Source organism: Caulobacter sp. S45 (assembly GCF_903642205.1).
Classification (GTDB): domain Bacteria; phylum Pseudomonadota; class Alphaproteobacteria; order Caulobacterales; family Caulobacteraceae; genus CAHJWH01.
In genome coordinates this window covers 1-4,805 of record NZ_CAHJWH010000199.1, presented here as the reverse complement: position 1 = coordinate 4,805, position 4,805 = coordinate 1, and the positions used below count along the sequence as shown (strand labels likewise).

Here is a 4,805-nt window from a genome sequence, read left to right as displayed (position 1 = left end):
TATCGCCGTATCCGGCTATCTCGACAGCGTGGCCCCGCCCACGAACCAGGCCCGGCACGACACCGCCGCGTTTCCCGTCGATGAAGAGGCGTTCTGCGCCGAAGTCGGCGCCGCGCCGCTTGGCGAGCCGGGCTACACGCTGCGCGAACGCCTGACGTTGCGTCCCTCGATCGACGTGAACGGCATGTGGGGCGGTTACATCGGCGCTGGGGCCAAGACGGTGATCCCACGGGAAGCCCGGGCAAAACTGACCATGCGGCTGGTGGCGGGACAGGATCCGGAGCAGGCGCGCGAGTTGGTATGTGCCCATCTGCTAGCGCAGTGTCCGCCGGGCGTGCGGCTGGAGTTTGATGCGCGCGGGGCCGGGTCGCCCGCATCCAGCCTGCCGGTGGACCACCCGCTGGTGCGCGCGGGCAGCACGGTGCTGGAACGGCTGCTGGGGCAACGGCCGGTGCCGGTGCGGCTGGCCGCGACCGTGCCGATTACCGCGTTGTTCAAGCGCCTGCTCGGCATCGAAACGCTGATGTTCGCGTTCGGCCTGCCGGACGAGGATGTTCACGCGCCCAACGAGTTCTTTCGGCTATCCTCCATTCCGCTGGGCCTGCGCGCCTGGGTTATGCTGCTGGACGAGTTGGGCCGGGTCGAGCCGGCCGCCTTTCGCGCGATTGGAGCTGCCGCATGATCCGGTTCACGTCCGCTCTTTTGGGCCTCGCCTTCCTGGCCGCCCCCGCCGCCGCACAGACCCCGCCGCTCAACGTATTACGGGTGGTACCGCAGGCCGACGTGGCGGTCACCGATCCGCTCTTCACCACCGCGTGGATTTCCACCATCCACGGCACCATGGTGTGGGAGAGCCTGTTTGCCTGGGATTCCAAGCTGCAAGCCAAGCCGCAAATGGCCAAGGAATGGAGCACGACGCCGGACGGCCTCATTTGGCGCTTCACCTTGCGCGACCATCTGAAATTCCATGATGGCTCTCCTGTAACCACCGCTGACGTCATCGCGTCCCTACGCCGTTGGATGACGATCGACGCCATGGCCAAGAAAGTCGCCTCCGTCACCACGGCAATGACGGCCGTGGATGACAAGACGTTCGAGTGGACGCTTTCAGCCCCTGTGCCGAGCCTGCTGGACACTTTGGCTGCCGCTCCCTCCCACTTCGCCGTCATCATGCGCGCCAAAGACATCCCGGAGCCGGGCAAGCCCGCCACGTCCGTCATCGGCTCCGGCCCGTTCAAGTTCAACACGGAGCTGCGAATCAGCGGCGCCCGCGTGGTGTACGATCGCAACCCGGACTATGTGCCGCGCGACGAGCCGCCGGACGGCTTGGCGGGCGGGCGCGTGGTGAAGGTCGATCGGGTGGAGTTCTTGGTGCAGCCCGACCCGGCCACTGCCGCCAGCGCATTGCAAGCGGGCGAGGTCGACCTGCTGGAACGCCCATCATTCGACCTGTTTCCCCTGTTGCGGCGGAACCCGGCCATCAAGCTGCAAACCTTGACCGAGCTGGCCAGCCAAGCGGTGTTGCGACCCAATTCGCTGTATCCGCCGTTCAACGACCCACGGGCCCGGCTGGCGCTGTCCTATATCGTCGACCAGGAAGACGAGATGGACGGCGGCTACGGTGACCCGGCCTTCTATCGGAAATGCAACTCGTTCTTTGTCTGCGGCTCGCCGAACGGGACCGAAGCCGGGGCGGAGGATTTCGGTCCAAATCTGGCGCGCGCCAAGCAGCTCCTGGCCGAAGCCGGCTACAAGGGCGAGCCGCTCCGCATGCCGGCGACACGAGACATCGCCTACATGGGCCCGATGGCGGAGGTCACTGCGGATGCGATGCGCAAGGTCGGGCTGAACGTGCAGTTGGAATGGAGCGACTGGGGCACCGTGGTCAGCCGGACCGCGAACCAGGCGGCGCCCGACGCCGGCGGCTGGAACATCTACGTCAGCGGTGAGCCCGGCGTGCTAGCGTGGAGCCCGAGCACCAACATCTTCGCCTACATGCCTTGCGACCGCAGCAATCTGTCGGGCTGGCCGTGCGATCCCGAAGTCGAAGCGCTTCGCGCACAATACGCCAATGCGGCCGCATCTGAACGCCCCGCGATCCTGACCCAATTACAGCGGCGCCTGGCCGTGGTGAATCCCTATCGGCTCCTAGGCCAAGCCACCCAGCCGGTCGCCTACCGCAGCAACGTCACCGGCATCCTCAATTCGCCGGTGATCGCGTACTGGAACGTCAGCAAAGAATAGCCGCCGGCGGACTAGAGCAAAGAAGGCTCGCATTCCCGCCGTCATATGGCGGGGTCAAGGATAGTAGAAACAGAGGCCGAAGTATGTCGGCGTCCATTGATCGAGGAGCTGGGTCAAGCGCCCGTCGCGCATTGGCTCGCGGGCATTCCATGCGCTGACGTAAGCCAGGCCAGCGCCAGCCAGCACCGCACGTAGGATGAGCCGATCGCTGGTGAGGGTTAGAGGTCCGTCGACCTCGACGGTGACCGCCTCGCCGTGCCGCTCGAACTCCCACCGATACATGGTACCGCCAGAAAGACGATATCCCAGGCAGCGATGATCTTTGAGATCGGCCGGCGAGGTGGGCGGCTCCTTCCAGATTGCGATCCATGTGCACACAGCGTGCGATCCAGGGCGGTCGCGACGCCGCTTCATAGACCAGGATGTATGGGTAGCGGGTCAGCGACCAGAACCGATGCCGCGCCGGCGCTAGATCCAGCCTTTCTCGTCCGGCCAGCGGACGGGCGCCGATTAGGGGAGCTGCCTCACCTACGGCAAGACGCAGACCTTGCGTCGCGATTTCGTTGTCCTCAGCCAGGTAGCGCACCGCCTCCACGAGCTCAGCACGGGCGCGTGGCGCCAGGACAGCGGAACGGCTCACGGCCGGGTCTTGGCGATAACCCCTGATCGCGTCGTCCATGTCACGCTCGACCTCTTCAATAGTGAAGAAGCCGTCACGCTCTCCCTCCGCCAGCGCGTCGTCGAGCGATTCGACGAACGTCGCGCGAGCCGCTTCCTGACGCTTGAGCAGGCCCACACCAGCAGCGACGACCTGCGCCATGTCGCGGAAGCGGCCGGCAGCGATCGCGTCTTCGGCGAAGCGCTCGAGCTCAGGGGGAAGAGGCAAACCGTCCATTGCTCGATAATAGGGCAGGGGAGCGGGGCGGTGTTCCGCGGCATCATCCGGCACGGCACGATGGAGGAGAGGCTCACGCCGCGTTCGCTGCGCCTGATCCCGATGACGCGCGCGGCCCTGGCCAAGCTGACCGTGCACGAGAGCGAACGGCTGTCGCAGCATGGGCTGCGGGCGGGCTTCATCACCGAAGCCTATCTGGCGGGCGCCCTGGATGAGCAGGTCGGCGCGCATGTGCGTCACGACGATCTGCGCTCCACGCGCGGCTATCGCCGGCGGGCACGCATCACCGAAGATAACCCGCCCGCCTGCTGGACCTTTGAGGCCGATGGCGCCCTCCGCACGTCGAGCGCCGACCGCCGAGGCAGGGCAGGGGGCCTGGTCGCCAGAGCAGCTGCCGCAACCCTCGAAGCAAGGCGCCCGGATTGGCTACTGAACGTACTAATCGTCAGCGGGCCCGCGGAGGAGGTGGCCCGGTTCCGAGCGGCAGCGCGCAGAACGGGGGCGTCCCCTGAACTTTCGATCTCGACGCCGAGGAAGCCCGGATATTCGCGCCCATGGCTGCGGGCGGTGCGGAGGCGCACATACTGGCGCGGCGACTACGGGAAATCCTGGCGGCGCCACGACAAGATTTTGACGCACTGGGCTGAGCGTGGCCGGTGCCTGCTCAACCTGCATCGGCTGATCCCGATCCCAGGTCACATCCTGCAGCTCGGTGAAGACGATCCATCCGCGGAAGGTTGGATGCGGACTCATTGGGGCATCACCCGGATATTGCGCGCGGTCCATCTGGGAGGGGTTCGATCGCCGCCTCCGCCGTAAGGCTGAGATCGTCTAGGCGTTCCGGTCGGCGGACTGGACGCCCTAGCAGGCGGTGCTTCGCCTCCGGCGCAATTAGCCCAAGCTCGTCCTCGTCGTGCAGCCGCGATACGGCGATGGCTGAGGCTGCCGAGCGAAACTCTACCGTCACGATCGGCAATCCGCTGTGGGACGACTCGGACACGCCACTGCGCGTGCCAGAAACACCGGAGTTGCATCTTTCTGGGTTCGATGGGCCGCTCGATCTTGCCGAGCGCGCCCGCATCGATCTCAGCCGGATTTCGGTCACCGATATGGTCGATCAGTTCGTTGCGGCGATGGCGCTCTAGGTGAACTATGTGCCCTCGAGCGACGGGCCGACTGGCTCAGCCTCGCCGCCCGCCTCCTGGTGCTGCGGTCACGCCTGCTGCTGCCGGCATCGCCCGAGGCGGAAGGGCTGCACTGGACGCGGCGGAGCGAGAGCGCGGGCGCCTGCGCAGTCTGCAATCCACTCGGGCCACCGCGGCCTGGTTTGATGCCCATCCACAGCTCGGCCGCGATGTCTCTGCTCGGCCGCAGCGGCATCTTAACCCGCGCGTCGTGTCCTACATGCGGCTAATGGAAGCCTGCCTGGCCGTGCTCGAAGTGGAGGAGGCTCAGGCGCAGCCGGCGCTGGAGCGAGTCTACACGCCGGTGATCCGCGCCCTGTTCCGCATTCCGGACACCCTGGCCCGCATCCGCGCCCGCCTCGCGTCAGAGGACGCGTCGATGAAGCTGACCGGCTTTCTGCCGCGGATGCCGGAGGGGATCGTAGATCGTGAACTGATCGCCAGGTCGGCGGTCGCCAGCGCCTTCTTCGCGAACTTGGAAC

Annotated in this window: 5 protein-coding genes and 1 pseudogene; 4 read left to right on the top strand and 2 right to left on the bottom strand. The window is 66.4% G+C overall.

Annotated features, from left to right (window positions below; translation table 11 throughout):
• Positions 1-682, top strand: a 682-nt coding sequence (locus tag HUV06_RS14695) for a M20/M25/M40 family metallo-hydrolase (protein ID WP_174301998.1), incomplete at its 5' end; no start/stop codon positions are given.
• Positions 679-2,244, top strand: coding sequence for an ABC transporter substrate-binding protein (locus HUV06_RS14690; protein WP_174301997.1), 1,566 nt, complete (start codon positions 679-681; stop codon positions 2,242-2,244). The genes HUV06_RS14695 and HUV06_RS14690, both read left to right, overlap by 4 nt.
• A gap of 54 nt (positions 2,245-2,298) precedes the next feature.
• Here HUV06_RS14690 and HUV06_RS14685 read toward each other — a convergent pair whose 3' ends face one another.
• The gene (locus HUV06_RS14685; protein ID WP_217433905.1) at positions 2,299-2,622 is read right to left on the bottom strand and encodes a LysR substrate-binding domain-containing protein; all 324 of its coding nucleotides are present in this window, start codon (positions 2,620-2,622) and stop codon (positions 2,299-2,301) included.
• Between the two features lie 88 nt (positions 2,623-2,710).
• Positions 2,711-3,064, bottom strand: a pseudogene (locus HUV06_RS16705) (hypothetical protein); the annotation flags it as partial.
• 1,007 nt (positions 3,065-4,071) lie between these two features.
• Here HUV06_RS16705 and HUV06_RS14675 point away from each other — a divergent pair.
• Positions 4,072-4,284, top strand: coding sequence for a hypothetical protein (locus HUV06_RS14675; protein WP_174301995.1), 213 nt, complete (start codon positions 4,072-4,074; stop codon positions 4,282-4,284).
• A gap of 259 nt (positions 4,285-4,543) precedes the next feature.
• The coding region (locus HUV06_RS14670; RefSeq protein WP_174301994.1) for a hypothetical protein at positions 4,544-4,805 on the top strand (262 nt) is incomplete at its 3' end.